At 41.5% G+C, this 26,396-nt stretch carries 22 protein-coding genes and 1 riboswitch; of the genes, 8 read left to right on the plus strand and 14 right to left on the minus strand.

Annotation, left to right across the window (positions count from 1 at the left end; translation table 11 throughout):
• Window positions 1-222 precede the first annotated feature (222 nt).
• Both B7E06_RS17110 and B7E06_RS17115 read left to right on the plus strand, forming a co-directional pair.
• On the plus strand, window positions 223-1,032 hold the full coding sequence (locus B7E06_RS17110; protein WP_245807761.1) for an alpha/beta fold hydrolase: 810 nt from the start codon (window positions 223-225) through the stop codon (window positions 1,030-1,032).
• A 24-nt stretch (window positions 1,033-1,056) separates the two neighbouring features.
• On the plus strand, window positions 1,057-2,112 hold the full coding sequence (locus B7E06_RS17115; RefSeq protein WP_082235149.1) for an SDR family oxidoreductase: 1,056 nt from the start codon (window positions 1,057-1,059) through the stop codon (window positions 2,110-2,112).
• A gap of 38 nt (window positions 2,113-2,150) precedes the next feature.
• On the opposite strand, the gene B7E06_RS17120 is transcribed toward B7E06_RS17115, so the two are convergent.
• From B7E06_RS17120 to B7E06_RS17150, 7 genes are all read right to left on the minus strand, one after another.
• Entirely contained in the window at window positions 2,151-3,326 is a 1,176-nt protein-coding gene (locus B7E06_RS17120) for an MFS transporter (protein ID WP_082235150.1), read from the minus strand.
• Window positions 3,327-3,464: 138 nt separating this feature from the next.
• Window positions 3,465-4,190, minus strand: coding sequence for a metallophosphoesterase family protein (locus tag B7E06_RS17125; RefSeq protein ID WP_082235151.1), 726 nt, complete (start codon window positions 4,188-4,190; stop codon window positions 3,465-3,467).
• A gap of 64 nt (window positions 4,191-4,254) precedes the next feature.
• Window positions 4,255-5,184 carry an aminoglycoside phosphotransferase family protein gene (locus tag B7E06_RS17130; RefSeq protein WP_082235152.1) on the minus strand — a complete coding sequence of 310 codons (930 nt, stop codon included), beginning with the start codon at window positions 5,182-5,184 and terminating at the stop codon, window positions 4,255-4,257.
• A 342-nt stretch (window positions 5,185-5,526) separates the two neighbouring features.
• Window positions 5,527-6,969: an NAD(P)H-binding protein gene (locus tag B7E06_RS17135; RefSeq protein ID WP_245807762.1), complete on the minus strand. Its 1,443-nt coding sequence runs from the start codon at window positions 6,967-6,969 to the stop codon at window positions 5,527-5,529.
• 98 nt (window positions 6,970-7,067) lie between these two features.
• Window positions 7,068-8,648, minus strand: a complete 1,581-nt coding sequence (locus B7E06_RS17140; protein ID WP_082235154.1) for a long-chain-fatty-acid--CoA ligase — start codon at window positions 8,646-8,648, stop codon at window positions 7,068-7,070.
• Between the two features lie 136 nt (window positions 8,649-8,784).
• Entirely contained in the window at window positions 8,785-9,081 is a 297-nt protein-coding gene (locus tag B7E06_RS17145; protein ID WP_082235155.1) for a hypothetical protein, read from the minus strand.
• Window positions 9,082-9,196: 115 nt separating this feature from the next.
• Window positions 9,197-9,694 (minus strand): GNAT family N-acetyltransferase, encoded by a 498-nt coding sequence (locus B7E06_RS17150; RefSeq protein ID WP_082235156.1) that lies wholly within the window; start codon window positions 9,692-9,694, stop codon window positions 9,197-9,199.
• A gap of 179 nt (window positions 9,695-9,873) precedes the next feature.
• Here B7E06_RS17150 and B7E06_RS17155 point away from each other — a divergent pair, with 179 nt between their 5' ends.
• Entirely contained in the window at window positions 9,874-10,254 is a 381-nt protein-coding gene (locus tag B7E06_RS17155; protein ID WP_082235157.1) for a RidA family protein, read from the plus strand.
• Between the two features lie 456 nt (window positions 10,255-10,710).
• Here B7E06_RS17155 and B7E06_RS17160 read toward each other — a convergent pair whose 3' ends face one another.
• A complete protein-coding gene (locus tag B7E06_RS17160) occupies window positions 10,711-10,941 on the minus strand; it encodes an excisionase family DNA-binding protein (protein ID WP_082235158.1) in 231 nt (76 codons plus the stop codon).
• A 73-nt stretch (window positions 10,942-11,014) separates the two neighbouring features.
• On the opposite strand from B7E06_RS17160, the gene B7E06_RS17165 reads away from it, so the two are divergent.
• Window positions 11,015-11,470 (plus strand): hypothetical protein, encoded by a 456-nt coding sequence (locus B7E06_RS17165; protein WP_082235159.1) that lies wholly within the window; start codon window positions 11,015-11,017, stop codon window positions 11,468-11,470.
• Window positions 11,471-11,497: 27 nt separating this feature from the next.
• Here B7E06_RS17165 and B7E06_RS17170 read toward each other — a convergent pair whose 3' ends face one another.
• Entirely contained in the window at window positions 11,498-12,574 is a 1,077-nt protein-coding gene (locus tag B7E06_RS17170; protein ID WP_082235160.1) for a sensor histidine kinase, read from the minus strand.
• Window positions 12,575-12,714: 140 nt separating this feature from the next.
• Between B7E06_RS17170 and B7E06_RS17175 the strand changes: the two genes are divergently transcribed.
• Window positions 12,715-13,455, plus strand: a complete 741-nt coding sequence (locus B7E06_RS17175; RefSeq protein WP_082235161.1) for a spore coat protein — start codon at window positions 12,715-12,717, stop codon at window positions 13,453-13,455.
• Between the two features lie 7 nt (window positions 13,456-13,462).
• On the opposite strand, the gene B7E06_RS17180 is transcribed toward B7E06_RS17175, so the two are convergent.
• The gene (locus B7E06_RS17180; protein WP_082235162.1) at window positions 13,463-14,368 is read right to left on the minus strand and encodes a CBASS cGAMP-activated phospholipase; all 906 of its coding nucleotides are present in this window, start codon (window positions 14,366-14,368) and stop codon (window positions 13,463-13,465) included.
• Window positions 14,369-14,509: 141 nt separating this feature from the next.
• Here B7E06_RS17180 and B7E06_RS17185 point away from each other — a divergent pair, with 141 nt between their 5' ends.
• Window positions 14,510-14,944, plus strand: coding sequence for a universal stress protein (locus B7E06_RS17185; RefSeq protein ID WP_082235163.1), 435 nt, complete (start codon window positions 14,510-14,512; stop codon window positions 14,942-14,944).
• Window positions 14,945-14,992: 48 nt separating this feature from the next.
• On the opposite strand, the gene B7E06_RS17190 is transcribed toward B7E06_RS17185, so the two are convergent.
• Together B7E06_RS17190 and B7E06_RS17195 are read right to left on the minus strand one after the other, a co-directional pair.
• A complete protein-coding gene (locus tag B7E06_RS17190; protein WP_082235164.1) occupies window positions 14,993-16,309 on the minus strand; it encodes an aspartate aminotransferase family protein in 1,317 nt (438 codons plus the stop codon).
• A gap of 81 nt (window positions 16,310-16,390) precedes the next feature.
• Entirely contained in the window at window positions 16,391-17,764 is a 1,374-nt protein-coding gene (locus B7E06_RS17195) for a YjiH family protein (protein WP_082235165.1), read from the minus strand.
• A 320-nt stretch (window positions 17,765-18,084) separates the two neighbouring features.
• Window positions 18,085-18,188: riboswitch (SAM riboswitch) on the plus strand.
• A 71-nt stretch (window positions 18,189-18,259) separates the two neighbouring features.
• Here B7E06_RS17195 and B7E06_RS17200 point away from each other — a divergent pair.
• Window positions 18,260-20,122: a bifunctional homocysteine S-methyltransferase/methylenetetrahydrofolate reductase gene (locus B7E06_RS17200; RefSeq protein ID WP_082235166.1), complete on the plus strand. Its 1,863-nt coding sequence runs from the start codon at window positions 18,260-18,262 to the stop codon at window positions 20,120-20,122.
• A complete protein-coding gene (gene metH / locus B7E06_RS17205) occupies window positions 20,088-23,543 on the plus strand; it encodes a methionine synthase (protein WP_082235167.1) in 3,456 nt (1,151 codons plus the stop codon). Before B7E06_RS17200 ends, metH begins: the two co-directional genes overlap by 35 nt.
• A gap of 622 nt (window positions 23,544-24,165) precedes the next feature.
• Here the strand turns inward: metH and B7E06_RS17210 are convergent.
• Together B7E06_RS17210 and B7E06_RS17215 are read right to left on the minus strand one after the other, a co-directional pair.
• Entirely contained in the window at window positions 24,166-25,467 is a 1,302-nt protein-coding gene (locus B7E06_RS17210) for a Zn-dependent hydrolase (RefSeq protein ID WP_082235168.1), read from the minus strand.
• Window positions 25,464-26,396, minus strand: a 933-nt coding sequence (locus B7E06_RS17215) for a metal-dependent hydrolase family protein (protein WP_082235169.1), incomplete at its 5' end; no start/stop codon positions are given. The genes B7E06_RS17210 and B7E06_RS17215, both read right to left, overlap by 4 nt.

Consider the following 26,396-nt stretch of genomic DNA (forward strand, 5'->3'; position numbering starts at 1 on the left):
GTTGCAGGATATGTTGGACGATAAATACTTAAAATCCCTCAAAATTTCCACCCCTATCCAATTTTTTCGTCTGGTTGTCACAAAGTTCACAAAAAATACATGAATTCACCTATTAATACTAGCACCAAGTCCCTCTATGCTTTACTATGAGGGGAGGCAGATCTCTCTGTCGAAGTTTGAAGAAATTACTTCTTAAGTATGAGCATACAGGAGGGCTCCCTCGTGTTAGATTATAAAATCTATAATAATGATGAAAATCAACAATACCTTGTGCTGCTTCATGGTATAGGCGGCAACTCTAATATTTTTGTAAGACAATTGAAGTTTTATAAAGAGCATTTTAACGTAATTACACTCCATCTTCCTGGGCATGGAAATTCTTTTGGTATAGATAAATATGGGAACTCTTTTAGCGAAGAAGCTGTAGTCGAAGATATTATCGCTACATTAGATGGATTAAATATTGAAAAAGCCCATTTCATAGGAGTTTCTTTAGGATCTGTAATGATTCATTATTTAATGAAATCACATCCTGATCGTGTGATCAGTGCTGTTCTAACCGGTGCCATTACTGAATTTAACTTCGTTTCTAAAGTCCTTCTTTTCCTTGGAAAAATGATAAAATCTATCACTCCTCATTTGTGGTTATATCACCTGTTTGCATTTATTATTATGCCTAAAGCCAATCATAAACAATCCAGGGACACGTTTGTCAGAGAAGCACGGAAAATGAAACGTGAAGACTTTATTGGCTGGTTTGATATTGCTCATCGTGTTGGTAAAAGTTATGACCTGGTCCCAAAGCTTGCCCAAAAAATTCCTAAGCTTTATGTTTCAGGAAGTGAAGACCACCTCTTTTTATCCAATCTAAAAAAAGATATTAAACAGGATATAAATGCCAGCTTAGAACTTATTGAAAAATGCGGCCACGTTTGTAATATTGAAAAGTATAGAGAATTTAATCGGATCACTCTCGACTTTCTTAAAGGGAATCGGAAACATAGTGTGAAGCCGGCCAAACAGATCTCTTAGAAACGCCGAAACGGAGTGAAGGATTTGAATATATTTTTAACCGGATCGACTGGTTTTCTAGGTGGGAAATTAATTCATAACTTAATGAAAGATAAGGAGCATCATGTGTTCCTGCTCGTCCGAAACTTAGGAAAAGCCAATCAGCTTAAAAAAACTTTTTCATCAGAGAAACAGCAGCGAATTCACATTATTGAAGGAGATATTACTTCTCCCTATTGTGGACTATCGGAAGAAATTTTCAGTCAGCTTAGAGGCAAAATCGATTGTTTTTATCACTCAGCAGCGCTTGTAAAATTCGATCACGACCTTAGTGAGGAGCTTTTTGCGATCAATTATACAGGCACTCTTAATACGTTAGAGCTGGCGAAAGAACTTGGTGTCAAAAAGTTTTTCTATATAAGTACTGCTTATACTGTAGGAAAAAACAGTCATGGAATCGAAGAGCTTTATCCGCTGGATGCTGAGTATCACAATCCTTATGAAGCCAGCAAAGTGAAGTCGGAGCATCTTGTCTTTTCATATAGTGACCAGATGGATGTTTCTATTTTCCGTCCGGCTATAATTGTAGGGGATTCTGAAACAGGTGAAGCAGATTCAGAATTCACCCTGTATGGTTTCATGAGAGCCCTGGATATTTTTAAGCGCCGGATGATGAGAAAAAAAGATGCTGATCAAAACGAGAAATATCGAGTCATTGCCAATCAGGAAGGAACATCAAATTTTGTTCCTGTTGATTACGTAGCAGACGTGCTGAGCCTGGCTGTCACAAAAGCTGAGCCTCATACAATTTATAACATTACGAACCCTGAACCGCCGACAAACTTTGAAATTATGAACATGTTTAAAGAAGCTCTTCAATTTGATCAGCTTGACCTCGTAAACAGCCAGGGCAAATATGAACTGAGTGAAGAAGAGAAGCAGTTAAACGGCATGGTTGATATTTTTCGTGTATATTTAGCGGGAAATATAGCTTTTAAAGATCACAATACTCAGAGATTAATAGAGGGTACAGAAGTAGAACACCTTCGCCTTTCTTCTGAAACTATCCAAATGATTATCAATGCTTACTTTACAAATTAAAGAAACCTCTGAAGATTAAACTCTTCAGAGGTTTTTTTCTAGGCTGCCGCTTTTTGACTGGATTTTTCACTATTTAAGAAAAGGGACACTATAAACATTAATGCTAGGAAAATAAGAACAACACTAAACCCTCCTGTGTGGCCAAAAGCTTCCGAAGCCATTCCTACAATATAACCAGCGATTCCTCCACCAATTCCAGAGGCAATATAAATTAATCCAAGCGCGGAACCGCTATTCTTAGAAAGCTGAGTACCGAATGCCGTGGCCGTAGGGAATAGAGTCGAGAAGAATAGCCCTGCACCGGCAAACAAATAAGGAACGCTGTTGGCGAACAGAAAACTGATTCCTACCATAATTACTGATCCAGCTGAGAATGTTATTAATATTATCCGTTCGTTTATCCAATTGGACAGATAAGCCACTCCGAGGCGTCCAGCCATAAAGAATACAGAAAACAGGGAAAGAATGGTGGCTACCATATCCTCTTTTTCACTTTCTGAGATGCCGCCAAGTTCAAGCGATTTCAGATAGCTTGGGAAAAAGTTGGTGAACGATACCTCTGAAGATACTTGAAGCATTAAGAACACCATCAAAAAGACGAACTGAGCATCTTTCAACATAGGAATAAAAGCCTTAAGGTTGACTTTCTCTACCTTTCCTACCGGGAAGGCGACAGAAGTGATATAAATAATTACTCCTACAATTAAAACAGCGATTCCTACGTAAAATACTCTCCAGGATGCAAACTGAAACAGATAATTTAGAATCTGAGGAAAGAGAACCATTCCCAGTCCGTATACACCCATTGCGTAGTTAAACATCTGACGCTGCTTCTCAGGATAAGCGGCCGGTACGATCGCATTTGAAGCAACACCTAGCGCACCAAGTCCAAAACCAATAATCATATAAAAGCCTAAGAAAAACATAATATTTGGTGCTGCACCGGTTCCGACAAATCCACCAGCCATAATTATGGCACTTATGATGGTCATCGTCCGTAAGCCTTTTTTATCTGTATAATAGCCGATGATTACACTGGCTAATGTAAAGCCTAGCTGGAAGATGAAAACGATAAATCCAAACTCGCCCATGTCGAGTCCCAGGTCTGTTTCCACCTGATCCAGGACAATGCCTTTAGTGTTCGTTACTCCTCCAGATATAAACTGAGTAAACATGAGTATGACTAACGCATGAATACTTTTTCCTTTTGACATGATAAGGACCTCCTGCAATGTATATAAATTAGTACATTTCCGGAGATACCCTGGCCTTAACCCAGTCAAACATATGCAAACGATAACAAATAAAAATAAAAAAATCAGGCCTTACAGCCTGATTAATCTTAAATTCGCTTATTTAATTGTAGAAGCATTCATAAGAAGCTCTCTCAACAGTTTCTTTTGCGGATAGTCCGAAGATTTCACTTCTTCTACTGTTTCTTCCAGGTTGTAACTCGTACGAATAATTGAAACTTGAACCCCTTCCTCTTCAATGTCTACTACAGCATATGACGGCTGAGCAAGCCCATCAAAAGGGAGACCTACACTTCCTGTATTAATAATAATCTTTCCCTCAATATGACGAATGAATGGCTGATGAATATGACCATAAATATATATATCAGCTTCATCATTTTTCATTAACTTCTCCTTCATGGATTCATCTGAGAAGGAAGGTTGAACGACTTCAAATAAATTATCGGGTAGAGCATGAAAAGCGTGGATATGCACTCCGTCAAAGTCTTCATCTATTTCAGTCGGCAGCTGATCTAAATAATATACAGACTCACTTTTCATTTTATTCGTCGTCCATTCTTTCTCTTCATTCATTAGATCCAGTGAATCATCAGGGACTTCACCTTGCTGTACGCCACGTACAACCCACTCATCAGCATTTCCTTTAATCACTTCAGCCTCAAGTTCACGAATTATTTGTATAGAGCGTTCAGGCTCAAGACCTCTGAATGCAAGATCCCCAAGGATAAACAACTTGTCTATTTTTCTATTTTTGAGATCTTGAAGTACCGCTTCCAAAGCGCTTGCGTTTCCATGTATATCTGAAATAAAAGCTAGTCTCATAATCGGCTCCTTCATTTATGATTGTTCTTCTGGAGTATGATTACCCATTTCACCTTTTCGTAAACTAATTTAGTCTTCGTGCTATTGTTCGAGAAAAGTTATCATAATAAAGTTTCTGGAAAATATAAATACCTTCATAGAAGGTGCTGTTGTAGTCGCCTGATTGTTTATTTATCGTCCAGCAAGTGGCAAGAACTGTATGAGCAAAACCCCATAGTAGGAGACGCTCTTTGTTTAGCCCAAGTTTTTCTATAAAAATTTCAATCCTGCGGCTGATAACCTTAAACTTCCCCTCTTCCGGCAGGCAATTCAGCAAATATTGTATAATGTCATACTCCACTTCACCGACAAGTCCTTTAGGGTCAATTGCTGTCCATGAGCTTCCACTCTGTAATATATTATAGTGGTGAAAATCCCCATGTAAAACTACCCTTTTACTCATAGATTGATTTAAATAGGTGAATACTTGCAGTGCTTCAAGAATAAGTCCAGCGGAGATTGGACCAAGACCGTAGGGATTCTTCTTATAGAATTTTGTTAAATTCTTCTCCCTTTCTCTTGTAGAAGGAAGATGACACTTTTCTGGTTTAACACCTAATCGACTTAATACTTCTGAAGCAATAGAAACTGCTTCTGTATCATTTTGAATTTTTGCGAGGTTATGTCCAGGAGTAATTTTATCCAGAATTAATATTCGTCTCTTTTGATCATGATCAATCAGATTTACAATTCCTTTAGATTTTAACGTTTGCAAGGTTTCCCTTTCGTTCTTATACCCATCTTCAGGGAGCCATAGCTTAACGACGACTTCGCTTCCGTCTTTTCGTACTGCAGGTGCCACATAATTATAGGAAAGTGTATAGGGGAACCCGATGGTGAGGTTCCAACGGCTTTCACAATAACTTAACAGCTCAGGAAGCTCTTTCAGCCATTTTTCCCCTTCCTGCCCACAGGCTAATTTTACATTCTTCACAAATTGCTCCTGAAGCTTCATTTATCTTCTCCTCACTAACTCTAGTACTGGCTGCATACCGGGCTTACAAATCTTTTTTGAAAAATCCCTTTTCATGACTGATCAATTCTTTGGCTTTTAAGATAGGTCTGTTCCCTTTACTTTTTATTAGAGAAAAGCGGCTGGGATATGCTCGCTTTCCGCGGGGAGCCGGGGAGCTAGCTCGTTCCACTCGCGGATCTCACCATGGCTCTATCTCCCTGCAGGAGTCTCACAATTTCCCAGCCGCTTTATCATTATTAGTGGAAACGGAACATTTAATCCTTTTGGAAACTTAAATGTTCCGAACCCTTCACTTTCCTCAAACGCAAAACCACCAAGTGTTTAACTAGTTTGTAGTCTCTTCTCTCTAATATCGCGCTTCTTAGGGGTGCTGCTCATTTCCTGAAGGTGTTTTCGGTATAAATACATGACCATCAGGTGGACTTTCGCCTGTGTATATTTATAAATAAACCATGGCAGGGATGGAAGATAGTCATGAACGGCTACAATACACTGGTTTGTATTAGGAATCTGTCTGAACTCAAGGCGTCCCCTTGTGTTTTTCTTTGAGTTAAAAAATAATCCGCCAGTTATATAATATAACGACCGTCTTGTTGTACTTCGCTGCTTAGAATAAGACAGTTTTAGCAAAGGGAGAGGTGGGACTGCCAGTCTGATCTTATAGTTATTTTTATTATCACTATTTGTTTTAATCACAGGAGAAAACTTATCCGCCAGCCATTCCACGTAGTGCTGAGCTGCCCATTGTGCGCTTTTGCCTTGCGGAAGTTCAATTCTCTGCACGGACCTTACATCTTGTTTCACTTTAGGTGCTTTAAGTTTCTTTGCACTTGATTCCTGCTTTTCTTTTTCTTCAGCTAACGACCATTCTGCAGCATCTTTAAACATGGTTCTTCCGTAACTCACTTCAGCATCCATATTTTCTTTCTCAGCTGTCATTGGATGAATCAGGCTTTCTATTAACGGATACACCTGTTCCCTGGGGGTCTGTGTAGTAAGACTAACCCATAGTCTTGATAATTTTATCGTAATAAATGGAACGTCAAAAAGTTTCGGCTTTTTTCCCATGGCTTCCGCTGTCTGCAGCATCATATCTTTATATGTCATAACTTCCGGACCGCCGACATCCAATGACCTGCCTGAAAGCTTATCGTTCCCGATGCTTTTATTGAGCGCTTCCAGAACATCTGGCAGAGCGATTGGATGTGTCTTAATTCTCGTCCATTTTGGCAGAGCCATCACCGGGAGTCTTCGGACAAGCTTTGCTAAAATCGGGAATGAAGACCCTTTCGGTCCAACGATCAGTCCAGCTCTAATCGTTGTCACCGGTACACCGTAAGATCGTAAAACTTCTTCTACTTCCAGACGGCTTCTTAAATGACGGGAAAGCTTCCCATTCTTAGGAATAATACCGCTTAAGTAAATGATTTGTTTTACACCATTTTTTCTCGCGGCCTGTGCAAAGTTATCAGCAAGAATGACATCCATATCTTCAAATGTTCCCTGAGTCAGCTTAGCTGACGGCATCATGGAATGCACGAGATATACAGCAATATCGGCTCCTTTCAACCCTTTTTCCGCATCGGCCAGTGAATATAAATCACATGAACGCCATTTCACATGGGGACTGTCTTCTTTTTCATCCCCATTCCTGGACAGTGCAATTACCTCTGCATTTACTGTGATCTTTTCTAACAGATTGCTTCCTATATAGCCGCTTGCGCCTGTTAAAGCAATCACCGGACGTTTCCTATTTTTATTCAATTGATCAAGCCTCCTTACATTCTCCATTCCCTCATGGTAAGTCTTTTAACGCTTGAGTAAATAAAAAAGCTGCCGAAATTCAGCAGCTTTTCCTTTTATTATTTCACCATCTTATCCTCGCCTTTCCACAATTCTTTTCTAAGCTTAACTTTTTGAATTTTACCTGAAGCGGTCTTAGGTAATTCTTTCACAAAGGAAAAACTTTTCGGTACTTTAAAATGAGCGAGTTTTTCCCGGCAATAGAAGGTCAGTTCTTCTTCAGACAGCGAATGTCCTTCACGGATAACAATCACCCCATGCGGAACTTCCCCCCATTTTTCGTGCGGTGCTGCAATCACAGCTGTTTCTAAAACAGACGGATGGTCATAGAGAACGCCTTCCACTTCAATAGAAGAAATATTTTCCCCGCCGCTGATAATAACATCTTTCTTACGGTCCACAATTTCAATAAAGCCTCTTTCATCTACAACAGCCATATCTCCGGTAAACAGCCAGCCATCCCGGATGGTCTCATTTGTCGCCTCGGGATTTTTATAATATCCTTCCATTACATTGTTGGAACGAGTGGCAATTTCCCCGATTGTTTTTCCATCGTGAGGAACTTCTTCTCCTAACTCGTCCAGGACTTTGACCGTGGAACCTATCATGGAATACCCGGTTTTTGCTTTAAGCCTATACTGTTCTTCCTTAGGTAAGCCTGTCTCTGAAGAGCGGGGAATCGTTGTTGTAATTAGCGGGGTTATCTCCGTCATTCCATACACTTGAATGAATTCCCAGCCTAAATCTTCTTCAACTTTTCTTACAAAAGCCGGAGGAGGTGCTGACCCGGCAATAACTACTCGAACGTCCTGTTCTATTTCTGGTTGTTCAACTTCATACTGCTCAAAGAGCATATTTAAAACAGTAGGAGCCATATGCATAACACTGACTTTATGATCTTTTACTTTTTCTAAAATAAGTTGAGGATCTGTTTTGTGCAGCATTACCTGAGTGGCTCCATTCATCGTGTAATAAAATGGAGACCCCCATCCATTCACATGGAACATCGGCAGGACGTGGAGTAACGTATCTGAATCTGACACTCGTAAATGGTGCATCGTTGATAAAGCGTGCAGATAATTAGAACGGTGGGAAAGTAAAACGCCTTTAGGATTTCCTGTCGTTCCGCTCGTATAAAGAAGGCTGGCGATATCTGTTTCCTCCAATGGTACTCTGCTCACTGGTTCTGAAGAAAACTGTTTTCTCCAGTTGTCATAGTTTTCATAACCGTCTTTTGCTTCCCCATGGATAATTACTTTTTCAAGTAAAGGGATATCAGAAATCACCGATTCAACAAGCGGGTAAAGATCTTTATCTACAAATAATACTTTACTTTCACTATGAGTCAGAATAAACTTGTAGTCTTCTGGTTTCAGCCTAGTGTTTAAGGGGGTCATTATGCCGCCTACTTGAAAGACGCCATAAAAACCTTCTAGCATCTCCATCGTATTTGGAGCTAAATAAGCGACTTTATCCCCTTTATTAATACCGAGTTCATCCAGCCCACGAGAAAGCTGATTCACCCGGTCATTGAGCTGTTTGTATGTTATTGTCTGATCATCACCAATAATGGCGGCTTTCCCACCGTATAAGTCTACTGCCCTGTCCAGACAATCTGTTAATACTAATGGCACATGCATCGTTTACCATCCCCTCCCAGTAAAGCGGTTACATTTAAGTTTATAGAAAATTCTGTTATATATCAAACTATTGTTACATAACAGTCCTTCTTTATAAAAAAATGCAGGAAACTGAAAGTTCCCTGCATGCCTTATCCTACATTCCGCCAATCCCGACAGCAATAAGCATAATATAAACCATTACGAGAAAAGCGCCAAAGTTAAGTATAATGAACAGCCATTTTAAAAATCCGGTTCCCTTAAAAGCAATAAGACCTGCCGCTAATGGGAAAAGAATCATGAGTATAACAGCAACTCTTCCAATACCCCAATAGTTGAAACCAGCCACCATTAGAGAAAACATAATGAGAAAGATGACAAATAAAACGAGTGAAATTATATTAAATTTTTTTCTTCGCTGTGTATCATCATTAAAGCTATATCCGTTTAACATAGTTACCCCCCTAAAACAAACTGCCTTTTTTATTATAAGGGTATTCTCTCATTTCAAAAAGTGTAGATTTACGTAAATCTGCAGCTAATTTTTGTAAAGTAAAAACTATGGATGACTAGCTTTGGATAATCTTGCACATATAATATTCATCGATAAACGATTGATTGATTTTAAGAGAATCTTTTTTAATCCCTTCAATTTCAAATCCTGCTTTTTTATATAGATGAACAGCTGAAGTATTTTTAACAGCGGTCGTTAATTCCAGACGATGAATATTTTTTGATACTGCCCAGCTTTCCACAGAATCGAATAGCTGAGTTCCGATTCCACGGCCACGGTATTCCTTAAGCACACCAGCCACCAAGTAGACAGAATGCCGATTGCGTACAGCCTGGCCTCCCAACCCCATAATATAACCCGCAAGTTTATGATCCATCTCGGCTGCAATAATTACACAATTAGGCAGGTTGAGGATTTTGCTGATCTTCTCTTCCTCTGACTGGAAATCTCTCTCGCCAGGTTCCATTAACATATATTCAGAATCTCTTTCTACTGCATCGATAAGCTGAAGAAATTCAGGTAAATCTGCAGTAGTGATTCTTCTAGTTGTCATAAACCTCCCCCCTCTCTTCTTACTCTATTTCTTCATAGATAAACAGAATTCCTCTCCTTTTTACAAACAAATACAAAGGTTGTCAGGATCCTCAAATATTTCCTGGGAAATGATAAACTTTTCGATTTTTCATGGACATGATAGGATGAGAATATTACATAAGAAGGAGATGGATAATTATGTTCAAACCACTATCTACAAATCAAGCACCAGCAGCTATTGGACCATATTCCCAAGCAGTTGAGGTTGACAATCTTCTATTTATTTCGGGCCAGATTCCTCTTAATCCTGAAACGATGGAATTTGTATCTGAGGATGTGAAAGAGCAGACAGAGCAGGTTATGAAAAACATCGGGGCGATTCTTAAGGAAGCTGGGCTGGATTATAAAAATATTGTGAAAGCTGGTATTTTCCTTGATTCTATGGATGACTTTGCGGTTGTTAATGAGGTTTATGCAAGCTTCCTGAGTGAGCCTTACCCGGCACGAGCAGCCGTTGAAGTTGCCAAGCTGCCAAAAGGCGCTAAAGTTGAAATTGAAGTCATCGCTGTGAAGGGATAATCATTCTCGCAGAGAAGCTGTTTATTACTTCACAGAGAAAGGATAGTTCCGTTTATCACGATTAGAGAGAAAGGGGCTTGGAAATCCCTCGCTTTCCGCGGGGAGCCGGTGAGCTAGCTCGCTGCACTCGCGGATCTCACCTTGGCTCTATCTCCCTGCAGGAGTCTCGCAATTTCCCAGCCCCTTGACCTTAAGTGGTGTACACGGAATGCCAAGCTTTTTCGTAAAGTTTTTGATCTAAACAATAAAAGTTTCGTTTTTCCTTATTTTCATAAAGGGCCGGGGGAAACGGCGAGACTCCTATGGGAGAGAAGAACAGGGTGAGATCCCGGAGGGCTACAAGCCCGAGGAAGCTCACCGTTCGCCCATGGAAAGCGAGCTGTTTCCCCAGGCTCGATTCTCTTTTAAGGTAAACGAAACAGTCATTTCCCTGTTCTAAACAAGATTAACACCAACTTAATCCTCATCCCTAATGTCACGGTCCTTAGGCAATGGTTCGCTTAAATAGTCGTTTATCATTTCCCGGTACTTTTCAATCTGCTGGAAATACGTATCAAACTGCTGCTTGTTGATCAGCTCCTGCTCTCCATCATGAACCGCACGAATCTTGCCTGTTTGTATTAAACGTTCCACATAAGTGACAGGCACATCAAGGTACTCGGCCGTTTCATTTATTGTTAAATACATCTCCACTCTCCTTTCTCCCCATTTCCGCTCCGCCTATGCTATAATAAATCAATTACAAGCGTTGGAGGTTACTATGCTTACTTTTGAAGAAAAACTACGTATTATCGAAGAATTCCCGGAACTCACAAAAAAGGATATCTCACTTGGGCGAGTGAATTTTCACTTCGAAGAGAGCCTTTATGATAAGAAAAATGTTGTCTACCATCTTCATCCCAACGGTAACGGTTTTGTATATGGTGCCGAAATAGAGGGAGTTGAAGTCGATGACCGCGGTATGGTCAATATTCGTGATTATGATGAGCACCAGCTTCGCGCTCTTATAAGAGACGCGATTGATTCACTATCCATGACTCCTGCAGAGAAAGACCCCGTGATGGAGGAATGGCTGAACCGATCCGGTCAGTCCCTCGTATTAATGCGGGAAGAGGATGGCTATAATGTCTATGCTGAAGAATCACTGGAAGGCGCGTTTAATTCTTATAAAGAAGCAGCCAACTTCCTGGAACAGGAAGGATTCAGACGTATTTAAAAGGAGCCCTTTTTAAGGCTCCTTTTCTTATTGATCAGCGGGCAGTGTAAAGCTGATCGTCGTTCCATTCCCTATTCGGCTGGATGCTTTCATCTTTCCATCATGTTCTTCAATAATCCTCTTGGAAACAGGCAGTCCAAGCCCGCTTCCTCCTTCAATGAACTTTTTCGTTTCTTCCGCTTGATAAAACAACTCAAAGATATGAGGAAGGTCTTTATCCAAAGTCCCCGGCCCATTGTCTGTAACTTCTACCGTTATCTCACCTTTCTTTTCTTTAAGCAGTATATCTATTTCTTTCTCTTGTTTATCCATGAACTTCAGACTGTTAGTGATGACATGGACCATCACTCTTCTTAATTGTTCCGTATCTACCTTTGCAAAGTATGGCTTAACTTTATCAGCTTTAAAGGTGAAGACAATTTCTTCCCATTCTGATTCGAATTCAGCCATAACTTCTATAAGAAACTCACGCATATCAACCCTCTTATATTGAAAAGCCAATCGTCCCATGTCTAATTGGGAATGCTGAAACAATTCCTCAATCATCCGCTCAATGACGAGGGTTTTCATATGAATGTTAGCGATAGGTGTCTTCATCTGCTCAGGAAGGGGGCGCTCTTGTGAGCGGATTTCCTCCACCTGTTCCTTCATATAAGTTACGGGTGCTCTTAAATCATTAGACAAATTGGCAATCAGTTTTTGCCGATTTTCCAAATATTTTTCCTGTTCTTCATGAGATTCTATCAGTCGCAGCCTCATATCTTCAAAGGAAGCAGACAGCTTTCCTATTTCATCTTTCCTCATCCGCACAAGTGGCGTGTCCAGCTTTCCTGCACTAATTTCTTTCGAAGCTTCGGTCAGCTTTTTCATCGGTGTAAGCATATTTCTCACCACATAATAGATAAACAAACCATTTGTAATAAGCAATAACAGCAGCCATCCGGTAAGGTGGATGAGTGTAAAAGTAAGCTGCTGATTTTCTGCAGCGTTCTCACTGAAATCAAGCATATATAAAAGAAGGTAGCCTTCAATTATTAAGAATAATAAACTTGGTAAAATGACGATCGCAACGTTCGACCGCATAAACCTTTTCCGAATCGACATGGTTCCCGCTCCTTTTTTTTCCTAATGCTTTTAGCATATACCAAAATAAAGGGAACCGTCTAGCGATTATTAATTGTTTATAATTCCAACGCATATAATGCTTTAAGCCCTAACTAAGGATATTGGAGAGGTGGGAATCTATGTATTCATTTGACCAAAGATCATCTTTTCGCCAGCCGACAATCGTTGCATTTGCTCAGGGAGATGTAAACGGGGATGGAATTCTCGATAATGTTTATCTCACCGGTCAAAAACCAAATGGTACAGAAAATCCATTTACTACGGAAATAACGCTTGTGGTACAGGATGGGAAAACAAAGGAGTTCTACAGGGTACCTTTAGCTTCCAATGCAGGGTATGAGCCGGCTCTCTTTCTTGGAGACTTCACCGGTGACCGAGTGGATGACATACTCATCAGCATTAATTCTGGAGGAAGCGGTGGTTTTTACTTTTATTATATATATTCTTTTCTTAACAATGAAGCTCATGAAATTTTCAACTATGAAACCTTTAATGACCAGTACTTATATGATGTGATGTACGAAAACAATTATAAAGTTCTCGTCACCAACCAGACGCTGAATACTTCATTTATAATTGATATAAGCAATCGCGGAGAAGACTATCTATCTGAAATCTATTCTGCTGGTGGAAAATTAAAGGCCCCGGTTCAAGGGTTTGTTTCAGGTTTGAATACGGCTTATCCTATTGATTTTAACGGAGACGGGGTCTATGAGCTCTTTGCTTTCCAAAGGATTGCCGGGCGATATAATGCCGATGGTTTAGGTGTTGTGCAAACCCCCTTAACATGGAACGGCAAAGAGTTTGTCATATATAATGACTTTCAGTATGTGGCGATACTCGGCACTTCCAATCCATAGTTTTTAATTAAGAAACTATAAATTTGATAATTTCCTCCCTGTGGTTGAAATATATCTGTCTGCCAATGTCGATCATTTCCTCGATTCTTTCAATCTCATCAAATGAAATTTCGTCAGTCAGCTCTTTATTTATCCTCAAATAATTTTGGTTGAGCAGAAGTCTGGAATGATAAGAGACAGATTCCGATGACAGGTTTAACGCTAAGTCAAGCAGTTTAGGTTTTGCTGTAATCGAAGGAAATTTCAAAGGCATCCACTGACGCAGCCCCCAGTATTTCCCTTGATTGTGTGAAAACTCAATCTGCTGCTTTCCCGTTCCAAAGGAAAGGATTTTAATATCATTAAGTGACTTTTGAAAGTAATGAAGGGCTTCTGTTATACAGACAAGTGAGGGATTATTTGCCCATAATCCTCCATCTACAGAAAGGTACTGTTTTCCAACGTTATTGGGCGGAAAGTATACGGGGGCAGAGCATGAAGAGAGCACTGCATCCCACAATTTTACGGGTTTTAAGCCGCCTTCTAAATCTTTAGACCTGTGGATATAAGGATTTCCATGAGTAAGGTCAACGGCCGGTATTAGCAGCGGTTTATCTACGTCTGTCATTAATCTTTCTCCAAACACCCTTTTCAATAGCTCCCTTAATTCCACGTCTTTATATACACTCTTTAGCAGGCCCACACGTGCCTGCCTTTTAAAAATCTTCCTCGCGTCATACTTATAGTATTTTAAAACATCATTCATCGGATGTCCCAAAGCGATCGAGGCCCCTATAATGGAACCTGTGCTCGTGCCAGCCACTACGTCAAAATACTTACCGATCGGCTGTTTAAGTTCTTCTTCAATTTTTACCATTACAACGATCGGAATAATTCCTCGAATTCCCCCGCCATCCACACATAGCATTTTCATATTTTTCACCCGGCCGCACAGATTTTCGTATAGTTTGTCCGTGAATTTAGTGATTCATGCATAACTCACTTTTATTCCGGGAATATAGATAATATAAGCTTAGCCTCAGGGCAATGATACACTTCAAGGAGGTTTTATCCCATGAGAGAAAAGATCATGGCAGCCTATGATGGTTCAGAGGTTAGTAAAAAAGCTATACAAGAAGCACTGAGCAGAGAAGCATCCAGTGAAAATACTGAGGTTCACATTGTATCAGTCGTAAATGGTTCAGGTCCGTATACAAATGCTGTAATAGCGGAAGACTTTAACCATGAGATTCTAAAAGATGTGGAAGAAGATTTAAACAAGATAAAAAGAGATTTTCATCCGGTTCACACTCCCATTATAACGGAAGTATTGATTGAGCCCAGTGAGAGTAATGCAGGAAGACGTCTCTGTGAATATGCAGATAAGCACGATATTGATTTAGTGATTGTTGGGAACAGAGGTCTTGGAAAAGTGAAAAACTTTCTCCTTGGAAGCGTAAGTAAAGATGTTGTACAGAATACGAAATGCCCTGTTCTCGTTATGAAATAATGATAAAAGAAGCCGGACTGAGAATTCTCTCAGTCCGGCTTCTTTATTTTACTGAACTGCTCCAATTTCTTCTTCGTAGGCTTCTAACGCCTTCTCAAACATCTGCAGGCCGCTGTCAATTTGCTGCTTGCTTACGGTAAGAGGCGGGATCATACGGATGATTTCCGTTTGATTTCCTCCAAAGTAGAATAATACGCCGTTTTCAAGTGCGGCATCAAGTATTTTGAAAAGCCCGTCACTGTTAGGATCTCCTGTCACGGGATCGATAATTTCAATTCCTATCATTAATCCTACAGCCCTCACTCGGCCAATGACCGGGTGGTTCTCTTTAATCTCCTGAAGCCTTTCAGCTGCATAAGCACCAACATCCTTAGCATTTTGCAGCAGACGCTCCTCTTCGATGACATCTAACACGGCATTTGCGGCGGCACAGGCAATTGGATTTCCTCCAAACGTAGTGGCATGACTGCCTAAGGGCCATTGTTTCATCAATTCTTTTGAGGCAACTGTGGCGCTGAGCGGCATTCCGTTCGCAATTCCTTTGGCGATCGCCATAATATCAGGAGTGACTTCAAATGTTTGTGAGGCAAACCAATCACCAGTACGACCGAAGCCTGTCTGAACTTCATCAAAAATGAGGAAAATATTGTGCTCGTCACACAGTTCTCTCAATTTTTTCAACCAAGCTTTAGGAGGAACTACATAGCCGCCTTCTCCCAGGACAGGCTCTACCAGCACACCCGCTACTTCATCAGGGGTGACCTGATGGGCAAATAACCGGTCAAAGTCTTTCTCCAGCTGATCCACTACATACTCTTCAGGATCTGCCCCCTCTGGAGCTTCATCCACTTGTGCGTAAGGAATTTGATAAGACCCTGTAGGATTTAAAAACTTTCTATATTTACTTTTCGAGCTCGTTACACTGAGAGCGCCCATTGAGCGGCCGTGAAACCCGCCGATAAAAGAGATGATATAAGGCCTCTGCGTAACATGTCTTGCCAGTTTAAGAGCTCCTTCAACAGCTTCCGCGCCGCTATTTCCAAAAAAGAAACAGTCAAGGTTTCCCGGCATAATTTCTGCCAGCCTGTCAGCTAGTTTTAAAATCGATTCATAAATAATTACACCAGAAGGACCATGGCCGAGCTGGTCAGCTTCTTTTTTAATGGCCTCCACGACTTTAGGATGTCTATGCCCTACATTTGTTGTAGCAATTCCTGAAGTAAAATCTAAATATTTATTTCCATCGGCTCCATAATAATAGCAGCCTTCCTCTTTAACGACAGGCAGATTCGGATGATCTTTCGCCATGCTCGGTGCCAGTCGATCAGACATATTTTGTACAAGGTGACTCCATTCGTATCCCATAAACAAACCCTCCTGCAGCTTTTCCAAAAAATCTATTTTCGTAGATGATGTTACTTAAATTTGTTTCTACCTTAACCTTAATTAAAAGAAGAATAAATGAGCCATTAAAGCTGCGATTGGCAGCGTAATTAGAGTACGCTGTAAGAAGATAATGAATAATTCCAGCAGATTAATCGGGATTTTTGATTTAATAAGCAATATCCCAATCTCAGACATATAAATCAGCTGAGTGAGTGACATTACTCCAATAATAAAACGGGTAAGTTCGGACTCTATCCCCGCCCCAACAACAGCTGGCAGAAACATATCGGCAAACCCGACAATCATCGCGGGTGCAGCCGCATTTGCTTCAGGGATCTGCAATAAATTCAGCAGCGGAATAAGCGGATAAGATAAAAATGTAAAAACCGGTGTGAATTCCGCAATAATCAGTGCGATCGTACCAAGTGCCATAACAAGCGGAATTAATCCAAACCAAATATCGGCTACGTTAAATATTCCGCGATTCACCACATCACGCGCACTTTTTACTGTGTCTGCCTTTTTCACCGCCTGATCTACTGCCCATTTAAAGTCTGAAATTCCTGCAGGCACCTTTTCATCAATTTGCTTTCCTACAGGCTCATAATAGGTGTCTTTCTTTTTAGATAAAGGCGGAATGCGCGGACAAATAACGGCAGCGACTATTCCACAAACGGCGACCGTAAAGTAAAACTGGACAAAAAGATGGTCAATGCCGATAAATCTCGCGATAACAAGACTGAATGCAATCGATGCAATCGAAAAGTTTGTCGCCACAACGGCAGCTTCTCTTTTCGTATAATACCCTCCATCATACTGCTGGGTCGTCAGCAGAACGCCGACAGTTCCGCTTCCCATCCAGGAAGCCAGTGCATCTACAGAGGAACGGCCCGGGAGTTTAAAGATAGGCTGCATCACTTTTCGAACCATTGCCCCAATAAAGTCCATTAGCCCAAATTCCAACAGCAGCGGCATAAAAAGGCTGGCAAATAAAAACCAAACCATAAGGACAGGCACAAGGTCGTAGAGAACAACTTGTCCAGTAAGTTCAGAAGATATCACAGAAGGACCGCTTCCTGTTAAAGTAAGTGTGGCAAATACGGCCCCTGTAAAACGTAGAATGACCCAGAACAGCCCTATATTAAATAATGAAGATAAAAAAGGTTGTTTCCGCACAGCCGGCATAAACTTAATGAGTATACTCCCCACCGCAGAAATCCACAGCACACATGTCATAAATAAAGGAATAATATCCGCTATGGCCGCCTGCAGGCCGTCTGCTAATATTCCAAGACCTATTGTAACAGAGCCTTGAAACGAAACAGGTACGAGAAAGAGAAGAATTCCCGCTAAGGAAGGCAGTAAAAATTTTAAAAGCTGTTTCTTCGTATATTGTTCTGTAACCTCTTGTGTCTCTTGCTTTCTTAATTCCAAGAATACTCCCCCTACTCCAATGAATAGAATATTTTATAAGTACAATGTCTTACATTTAAAAAACCGACTTTTTAATAATACATATTTATGTATAAAAATTCAATCAGAATTTTGTCGATTGATACAAGCTTTTGACAAGTATATCAGAAACCATTTTAAAAATCTTAATATTTTGAAAAAACCTGCTTAGAATGATTCAAAAGGTTTGGCTTCCTTTCTCCATTTAAAAAGGTAAAAATTTAGAATTTTCCCTTGATTCCCATTTCATTTTCATGTAGTGTAAATCGCAACGATAATTATAATTTCATACCGATTAAATTTTCTTATCCAGAGAGGCGTAGGGACTGGCCCGTTGAAACCTCAGCAACCACTGCTCAGCAGTATGGTGCTAAATCCAGCAAGTGTAAAACTTGGAAGATAAGAAGGAGAATTGTACATACAAAAGTCTTCTTCTTATAAGAAGGCTTTTTTTTTATTAAGTAAGGAGGACGATTCATGAACTTAAAACAAGCCCTGCAAAATCAGACATTAGTGGGTGATGGGGCGATGGGAACACTTTTATACTCTTATGGAATCGATCAATGTTTTGAAGAGTTAAACCTCTCCCACCCGTCAGGCGTTCTCGATGTTCACCGAGCATATGTGGAGGCGGGAGCTGATGTCATTCAGACGAATACATATGGTGCCAATTATGTAAAACTGGCGCGATATGGCTTAGAAGATAAAGTAAAGGAAATCAATACGACTGCTGTAAAGCTTGCGAAGCAGGCGGCCACTGAAAACAATTACATCGTCGGAACGATTGGAGGCATCCGGTCTTTTAAAAAACAGGCGGTTTCTATAGAAGAGATTAAGCGCAGCTTTCGAGAACAGCTTTATACCCTTTTATTTGAAGGCGTAGACGGGCTCCTGCTTGAAACATATTATGACTTGGAAGAGTTAACAACCGTGCTTCAGATCGCCAGAAAGGAAACAAACCTGCCGATTATCGCCCAGGTTTCCATGCATGAACCTGGAGTCCTGCAGGATGGAACGTCTTTGCCTGATGCTCTTCAGACATTGGAAAAGCTTGGGGCAGATGTAGTAGGCGTAAACTGCCGTCTTGGGCCATACCATATGACCCAGTCACTGGAAAATGTGCCGCTCCCTAAACAATCGGTGCTGTCCGCCTATCCAAATGCCAGTCTGCCTTCTTATCAGGATGGAAGATTGGTGTATAAAACTGATGCGGACTATTTCAAAACGAGTGCCCGCTCGCTTCATGAGCAGGGAGCTCATTTAATCGGAGGCTGTTGTGGCACAAGCCCTGAGCATATCGCAGCGATTGCTGAAGAAATTAAAGGAAAAGAACCAATTGCTCATAAAGTTGTACCAAGACAGACTCCGGAAAAAGTCATTGAAGTTAAGCATACCGAACCACACCTGCATGAGATTGTTGCTAAACGTCCATCCATTATAGTGGAACTGGATCCACCAAAAAAGCTGAATACTGATAAATATCTGCGCGGCGCTAAAGCTTTACACGATGCAGGAGTGGACTCTGTAACACTCGCAGATAACTCGCTCGCTTCACCAAGAATCTGTAATACAGCGATGGCTTCTATTATTAAGCAGAAGTTTGATATTAACCCGCTAGTACACATTGCCTGTCGCGACCGCAATCAGATCGGGCTGCAATCCCACTTAATGGGACTTCATACACTGGGCATTACCGAAGTGCTGACGATTACAGGAGATCCAACAAAAATCGGTGATTTCCCTGGAGCCACGTCCGTTTATGACTTTTCATCCCTGGATCTTATTCAGTCCATTAAACAGTTGAACAAAGGCCAGTCTTTTTCGGGAAAATCTTTAGGGATGAACACGAACTTTTCGGTAGCAGCTGCCTTTAATCCTAATGTAAGGAACTTAAACAGGGCTGTCGGCCGATTAGAGAAAAAAATCAAGTGCGGGGCAGACTACTTTATCAGCCAGCCTGTATACAGTGAAGAACAGCTGATTGAGATTCGTGAGGCGACAAAGCATATTTCCGCTCCGATTTATATCGGGATTATGCCTTTAATTAGTGCCCGTAATGCTGAATTCCTGCATAATGAAGTGCCGGGTATCAGCTTATCAGATAACATTAGAAAACGAATGGAAACAGTCAGCCATGATCCATCCCTCGCCCAGCAGGAAGGGATCGCCATTGCAAAATCATTAATAGATACCGCGATTGAGCTCTTTAACGGCATTTACTTAATCACCCCGTTTCTGCGCTATGAAATTACGGCAGAGCTGACCCGTTACTTTAAAGAAAAAACGAAAGGAAGGATTGCAGCAGATGAGCACACAATTTCACCAACAACTATCCAATAAGATCCTCGTTCTTGATGGAGCAATGGGAACGATGCTGCAAAACGCCGATTTAACAGCAGATGACTTTGGCGGCGAGCTGTATGACGGCTGTAATGAATATTTGAATATCACAGCTCCCTACGTTATTGAGCGCATTCATAAGGAATATTTAGAAGCAGGAGCCGACATTATTGAAACGAATACGTTCGGTGCAACAGACCTAGTATTAGATGAGTACGAATTAGGTTACATGGCGGAAGAGATTAACGAAAAAGCTGCCAGAATTGCTAAAGAAGCAGCCGCTCAGTTCTCGACGGATGATCATCCTCGTTTTGTTGCCGGAGCCATGGGCCCAACGACAAAAACCCTATCTGTAACAGGCGGTACAACGTTTGATCATTTAACTAAGGCTTATGAGGAACAAGCCAGAGGACTGATAAAAGGCGGAGTCGATTTTCTTTTACTAGAAACATCGCAGGATATGCTTAATGTAAAAGCAGCTTATATTGGAATTACACGAGCTTTTAACTCCCAGAATATCGAACTCCCACTCATTGTCTCTGGCACCATTGAACCTATGGGCACAACGCTTGCTGGTCAGAGTATCGAAGCTTTTTACTTATCACTTGAGCATATGAAACCGGCTGTCGTCGGACTGAACTGTGCAACCGGACCGGAATTCATGCGTGATCATTTACGGTCCTTATCAGATTTAGCGACAACCTCCGTCAGCTGTTATCCGAATGCCGGCCTTCCAGATGAAGAAGGAAACTATCACGAAACGGCTGAATCTCTTGCTGAGAAGATTGCCGGGTTCGCTGAAAAAGGTTGGCTGAACCTTGTCGGCGGCTGCTGCGGTACGACCCCGGAGCATATTAAAGCTCTTAAAGAAGCAGTGAAGGATTTCCCTCCAAGGAAAGCCCCTGCCTCTCACCCGCATGCGGTTTCCGGTATTGAGCCTTTTATCTATGAAGACCAAAGCGACCGGCCGATCCTGATTGGTGAACGAACCAATGTCATTGGCTCAAGAAAGTTCAAGCGGCTGATTGCTGAAGAAAAATTTGAAGAGGCATCAGAAATTGCCCGAGCCCAGGTAAAAAAAGGAGCACAGGTTATCGATATTTGTCTAGCTGATCCGGATCGTGATGAAACAGCAGACATGGAAGAATTCATGAAGCAGGTCATCAACAAAGTAAAAGTACCGCTTATTATCGATTCAACAGATGTGGAGGTTATCGAAAAAGCACTCAAATATTCTCAAGGAAAAGTAATTATTAATTCGATTAACCTTGAAGACGGAGAAGAGCGTTTTGAAGAAATTGTCCCCCTCATTCACCAATACGGTGCAGCGGTAGTCGTTGGAACAATTGACGAAGAAGGTATGGCCGTATCGGCAGAGAGAAAGCTGGAAATTGCTGTTCGTTCCCGTGATATCTTAGTTGATAAGTATGGACTGAACGAAAGTGACTTAATCTTTGATCCACTCGTTTTCCCTATTGGAACAGGAGATGAACAGTATATCGGGTCAGCTGAAGCAACCATAGAAGGCATCCGTCTAATTAAGGAAAATCTGCCGAAATGCCAGACGGTTCTTGGAGTCAGTAACGTCTCGTTCGGTCTGCCTCCGGTAGGCAGAGAAGTGCTGAACGCTGTTTATCTTTACCACTGTACGAAAGCGGGTCTTGATTATGCGATTGTAAATACTGAAAAGCTGGAGAGATATGCGTCGATCGCCCAGGAAGAAATCGACCAGGCAAATAAGCTTCTATTTGATACAACGGATGCTACGCTTGCTGATTTTACCGCTTTTTATAGAGGAAAGAAAAAAGAAGTGAAAGTTCCTACATCGACAATGACTCTCCAGGAAAGACTCGCTCACTATGTCGTAGAAGGAACAAAAGAAGGCTTAATTCCCGATCTAAATGAAGCGCTGGAGGCTTATGACACACCGCTTGAAATTATTAATGGACCCCTGATGGACGGAATGGCAGAAGTCGGGCGGCTGTTTAATGATAACCAGCTGATTGTCGCAGAAGTGCTGCAGAGTGCTGAAGTTATGAAAACTTCTGTCGCCCACCTTGAACCGCATATGGAGAAGGATGATACTTCAAATAAGAAAGGCAAAATTCTATTAGCGACCGTAAAGGGCGATGTCCACGATATCGGCAAGAATCTTGTAGATATCATCCTCAGCAACAATGGATTTGAAGTTGTAGATTTAGGAATCAAAGTTACATCTACAGATTTGATCGCGCAAATCAAAGAAGAAAATCCTGATTTTGTCGGTCTTTCCGGCCTGCTTGTAAAATCGGCTCAGCAAATGGTGCTGACTGCACAGGATCTAAAACAGCAGGAGATCAATATTCCCATTTTAGTAGGCGGTGCTGCGCTATCCAGGAAGTTTACAAATACAAAGATTGCGCCTCAGTATGATGGCACTGTATTTTACGCAAAAGATGCCATGGACGGTCTTTCCCTGTCCAATCGATTGAGTAAAAAAGAGGAACGCGAACTTCTCATTAAGGAACAGCAGGAAAACCAAGAGAAAGCAATCGCTTTAGGTGCTGAGCAGCAGGCGGCAAAACAGGCGTCCAGCACAGCCGTTCTGGAAAAGCCTGTTTCCACAGTTTCTAAGGAAGTTCAAGTGTATACACCCCATGACTTTAAGCAGCACCTGATTCGGAATTATTCAGTGGCCCATATCGAGCCTTATATTAATATGCAGATGCTGATCAGCCACCACCTTGGATTAAAAGGGAGATTTTCTAAGCTGCTTGAAGATAAAAATGAAAAAGCCGTCCAGTTAAAGGGTGTTGTCGACGAACTGCTTGATAAAGCCCAGAAGGAGAGATTGATCCAGCCTTCCGCTCTTTATCAATTTTTCCCGGCACAGTCAGACGGAGATGATGTGATTATTTATGATCCGGATGACGAGAAAACCGTGATTGAGCGATTTAGCTTCCCCAGGCAGCAGCGCTCCCCTTATCTCTGCCTGGCGGATTACCTGCGCTCGGTTACCAGTGGTGAAATGGACTATGTCGGTTTCTTCTCAGTGACGGCCGGAAAAGGTATTCGTGAACAGGCCGTAAAACTGAAGGAACAAGGGGAATATTTGAAGAGCCATGCCCTGCAGGCTCTAGCTCTTGAGACCGCAGAAGGCCTGGCCGAGCATATTCACCAGCTGATGCGTGACAAATGGGGCTTCCCTGACTCTACAGACTTTACGATGCAGGAACGCTTTTCTGCTAAATATCAGGGTCAGCGTTTCTCCTTCGGCTACCCGGCCTGCCCTGATCTTGAGGATCAACGTAAATTGTTCAAGCTGATCCGGCCAGAACAGATTGGTATAGAACTGACGGAAGAATGTATGATGGAACCGGAAGCTTCGGTAACAGCCATGGTCTTCGCCCATCCAGAAGCCAGGTATTTTAACGTTCATTGATCTTTTGGGGTCAGGCATTGGGATCGGTCCCTGGTGTTTATAAAAAGAAAGCCAGCTCACGAGTGTGAGCTGGCTTTTCTGTTTCTTTGATTCTCGCATAAATGGGAAGAGAGTTCCGTTTACCTTAATATAGAAAATTGGGCCTGGGGAAACAACTCGCTTTCCATGGGCAAACACTGAGATATCTCAGGCTAGAGCTCTCAAGGGTCTCACCTGTTCTTTGCTCCCAAGGAGGCTTCTTTAATTTTCGCATAAATGGGAAGAGAATTCCGTTTACCTTGATATAGAGAATCGGGCCTGAGGAAACAACTCGCTTTCCATGGGCGAACGGTGAGCTTCCTCAGGCTAAAGCCTTCCGGGATCTCACCCTGTTCTTCTCTCCCATAGGAGTCTCGCCGTTTCCCCCGGCCCTTTATTTTTTTGGAGTAACGGAACGTTGGGTAGGTGGATTAAAGAGCGTATTTAAATTATAGCGTTCCTTTTTCCCTACTAGAGATAAAATTGTTTCCCAGCCGCTTTTTGCTACTTTTGGTAAACGGAACAGCCTATTTCCTTCTCAAAATGTAATAGACCAAGAAAAACAAAGAAACGCAAAAATAATAAACACAATAACTAAACTTTTTTACTCTTTTGTCAGTGATTCTATATACTCTCTTAATACATGGATAGTTCTCACGCAGTCATTTAATGTAGACCACTCTTCAGGGTTATGACTGATCCCCTTCTGGCTTCTTACAAATAACATTGAAACAGGGAGATGATGGCCGACAATTAACGCATCATGGCCCGCTCCGCTCGGTATTAGTTTTGGTTCGATGGAGTGGTTCTGCAAATGTTTCTCTAAGCGATCAATATATTCATCTTGTATAGGAACAGGAGTCACCCTGATGGTTTGCTTATAATTTAAAGAAACGCCATAATTCTCCGCCGTATTTCCTGCTTCTTTAATAATTAAATCAGCAAGCTCATCCCGTGTATCTTCGCTAATATCTCTTATATCTACGATAAGTTTTACCTCTCCCGGTATAACGTTAGGACCATTTGGAGATACGTTTAGCTTGCCTACCGTAGCGACAGCTGTATCGCTTACTCTTTTAGGCAGTGCATGGATTTTACTGATAAACTCTCCAGCTGCTACTAAAGCGTCTCTACGATCATTCATAGGAGTATTCCCAGCATGTCCGGCTTCCCCTTCAAATGACATATCCAGCCATAGAGGTCCGGCAATTCCTGATACAATTCCAGTCGGTTGACCATATTGTTCTAGAAGCTTCCCTTGTTCAATATGCACTTCTACAAAATGACTAATTTCATTGAGGTCTCTATTTATTTCAAAAAAGGCGCTTGCTGACAGCCCAGCTTCATCTAATACTTTTTCAAACGGTTTATTTTTTTGGTCCATTAATGTGTACTGAACATCCTTTTCAATTTCCCCAGTCATTGCCCGGCTGCCTGTAAGTCCACTGTTAAACCTTGAGCCTTCTTCATCTGTAAAAATGACTACTTCATAGGATCTCTCCGGCTGAAACCCTTCTTTATTCCATGCTTCAACAATTTCCAGGGCAGAAAGCACTCCAAGCGGGCCGTCAAAATGGCCTCCGTTTGGCACACTGTCCACATGAGAGCCGCTTAAAACGGAAGGAAGCTTTGGATTCTTTCCTTCTAGTCTCCCAAAGACATTTCCTGCTCCATCTTCATATATCTCGAGTCGTGCTTTTTTCATCCAGCCTTTTACTAAGTCTTTAGCTCGTTTCTCTTCATTGGAAAAACCGGTTCGGTGACTCCCTCCATCAGATGTTAATCCTATTTTAGAAATTTCATGTAGGCGTGCAGCCAGCCTTTCTCCATCAATTCCATCACGGCTTAATTTTTCATCATATTCTTTTAACAAATTCGCTGACAAGTTCCATTCCAATTGCCTCACCCCAGTAGATTTTTATAAACTTTTCCATCCTTCATTACAAAAGAAATATTTCGAGAATTCTCTAGGGAGCGGACATTCTTTATAGGGTTTGTCTCTGTTATAATAAGATCCGCATATTTCCCTTCTTCTATTGTTCCAACCTTGTCATCCCATCCTAAACATTCTGCTGCAGTTTTCGTTGAAGCAACAATAGCTTCCATAGGAGACATCCCTATGTCACACATAAGCCCAAGTTCTCTGAGGTTTGTCCCATGTTCCATTACCCCAGCATCCGTTCCCATGGCAATCTTTACACCTGCTTCATACGCCTTTGCAATAGAGGCTTTATGGGCTTCTATAACTTCTTTTGATTTTTCAATCGCATATGGTGCCATTCTGTCGTCTTTTTCCCCTGATTCAAGCACAGAAACAGGCGCTAATAATGTAGGAACTAGAAATGTTCCGTTTTCTAACATTAGTTCTATTGTTTCTTCATCAATATAGATGCCATGTTCAATCGAATAGATACCTGCTCTGATTGCATTCTTAATTCCTTCCGCTCCTTGGGCATGCGCCATAACTTTTACACCATTTCGGTAAAAGGCTTCTTCAACCATTACTTTTAGTTCTTCATAAGAAAATTGTGTAAATTCCGGATGATCGGTCGGACTTGTTACTCCCCCTGTTGCATGTACTTTTATAACGTCAGCTCCTGCCCGGAGCATTTTTCTAACAGTCTTCCTTACTTCTTCCACTCCATCACAAATACCACTTGGCATGCCAGGATATGTTTGGAGAGTGGTATCTACACCAGACCTTGTCCAGTTATCTCCATGGCCTCCCGTAATCGTAAGAGGGTTTACACTGATCTGCATCCTTGGTCCGTCAATCAATCCGTCCTCAACAGCTTTCTTTGTACCCATATCCGTAAACCCTGCATCTCTGACAGA

This window comes from Halobacillus massiliensis, assembly GCF_900166625.1.
Taxonomy (GTDB): domain Bacteria; phylum Bacillota; class Bacilli; order Bacillales; family Halobacillaceae; genus Halobacillus_A; species Halobacillus_A massiliensis.